Annotated in this window: 2 protein-coding genes; both read right to left on the bottom strand. The window is 68.5% G+C overall.

Annotation, left to right across the window (positions count from 1 at the left end; translation table 11 throughout):
- A partial coding sequence (locus ACTHLF_RS10100) for a DNA topoisomerase (protein ID WP_440327091.1) occupies positions 1-888 on the bottom strand: 888 nt, incomplete at its 3' end.
- 99 nt (positions 889-987) lie between these two features.
- A complete protein-coding gene (gene dprA / locus ACTHLF_RS10095; RefSeq protein ID WP_440327092.1) occupies positions 988-1,986 on the bottom strand; it encodes a DNA-processing protein DprA in 999 nt (332 codons plus the stop codon).
- Positions 1,987-2,003 lie beyond the last annotated feature (17 nt).

Genomic DNA, 2,003 nt, shown 5'->3' with positions numbered 1-2,003 from the left:
GGAAACACCTTCGTAAAGACCCTGCGCCACGCGCATCGTGCGGCTGGTCGAGAAGCCGAGCTTGCGCGCGGCCTCCTGCTGCAGCGTGGACGTGGTGAACGGCGGCGCCGGACGACGCTTGCGCTCGCGGCTCGTGACCTCGCCCACGGTGAACTTGCCGGCGGCGGCTTTTTCGAGCGCCGAGCGCGCGGCCATCGCATCGCCCTCGTTCGTCAGGTCGAACTGCTCGAACTTCTTGCCGTTGAGCCTGACGAGGCGCGCGTCGAACGCGCCTTCGGGGTGTGCGAGACCCGCCTGGATCGTCCAGTATTCGCGGGCCTTGAAGGCTTCGATCTCGAGCTCGCGCTCCACGATCATGCGCAACGCGGGCGACTGCACACGACCGGCGGACAGGCCACGCTGCACCTTGCGCCAGAGCACCGGCGACAGGTTGAAACCGACGAGGTAGTCGAGCGCGCGGCGCGCCTGCTGGGCGTCGACGAGGTCGTGCGACAGCTTGCGTGGGTTGGCGACGGCCTCCTTGATCGCCTTCGGCGTGATTTCGCTGAAGACCACGCGCTGGACGTCCTTGCCGTCGAGCAGGCCGCGCTCTTTCAGGATCTCGCTGATGTGCCAGGAAATGGCCTCGCCTTCGCGATCCAAGTCGGTCGCGAGATAGATGCTGCTCGCGGCGCGGGCCGCTTTGGCGATGGCGTCGACGTGCTTCTCGTTACGGTCGATCACCTCGTAGGCCATGGCGAAGCCATGCTCCGGATCGACGGCGCCCTCCTTCGGCCGCAGGTCGCGGACGTGGCCGTACGACGCCAGCACCTGGAAGTCGGACCCCAGGTACTTGTTGATCGTCTTGGCCTTGGCCGGCGATTCGACGATGAGGAGGTTCTTTGCCATTCGTTACCGATTCCGAGGGTCGCGGGGCGAGTGAACCCCAGCACATGTATATATTTAGTTGGAAACACATCGCCGGGACGGCTGTCAAGCCGACGATGATCAGACCACGCGCTGGTACCGGTTTCCCGGAAGGGCGGCGATCTCGCCTTCGAGTTCCAGAATCAGCAACATCGACGACAGCGCGCCCGGGGCGAACCCTGTCGATTCGACCAGGGCGTCGAGGGAGGCGGGATCGTACCCCATGATGTCGAGCAGGCGGCGATATTCCTCATCCTGCCGCCAGTCGAACGGGCCGGTCTTGCGGCGGGATGCCCCCGCGGGGGCCGTGGCGCCCTCGAGTCGCGCCCTGAGCTCGGCCCCGAGCTCGACGGCCGCCGGAGCCAGTGCGGCCAGTACCTCGTCGGACCGCTGGACCAGCCGGGCGCCCTCGGCGATCAGCGAATGGCAGCCCTCCGCCAGCGGGTTGTGGATGGAACCCGGCAGGGCGAAGACCTCCCGCCCCTGCTCACCCGCGACCCGCGCGCTGATCAGGGATCCGGAGCGCAGCCCGGCCTCGATCACCACCACGCCAAGGCTCAGGCCGGCGATGATGCGGTTGCGCTGGGGAAACTGGTGCGCCAGCGCGCCGGTGCCCGGCGGATATTCGCTGACGATCGCGCCGTGTTCGGCGATTCTTCGCGCCAATGCGTGATGTTTTCGCGGGTAGACGCGATCCGGCCCCGTGCCGATGACCGCGACGGTCGGCTCGCCCGCGGCCAGCGCGGCTTCATGCGCCGCGCCGTCGATGCCGTCGGCCATGCCGCTGGTGATCAGGAGGCCCGCGGTGGCCAGTTCGCCGGCAAAGCGCCGGGCGTTGGCGAGGCCGGGCTCCTGAGCCCTGCGAGCGCCCACGATGGCGACCTGGGGCCGGAGGAGCAGCGACGCGTCGCCTTTGACGAAGAGAGCGGCCGGCGGGTCCGGAATCGCCTCCAGCTGCGGAGGGAAGTCTTCCTCCGTGCAGCGGAGCAGGCGGTTCCCCTCGCCCGCGAGCCATGCCAGATCGTGGGCGAGCGTGGCCTCGTCGGGGTGGTCGATCCAGTCGCGACCGGCGGGTGACAGGGTGTCCGGATGGCGCC

This window comes from Luteibacter sp. (assembly GCF_051958795.1).
Classification (GTDB): Bacteria; Pseudomonadota; Gammaproteobacteria; order Xanthomonadales; family Rhodanobacteraceae; genus Luteibacter.
Note: the sequence above shows the minus strand (reverse complement) of the source record. Positions and strands in the feature narration are given on the sequence as shown.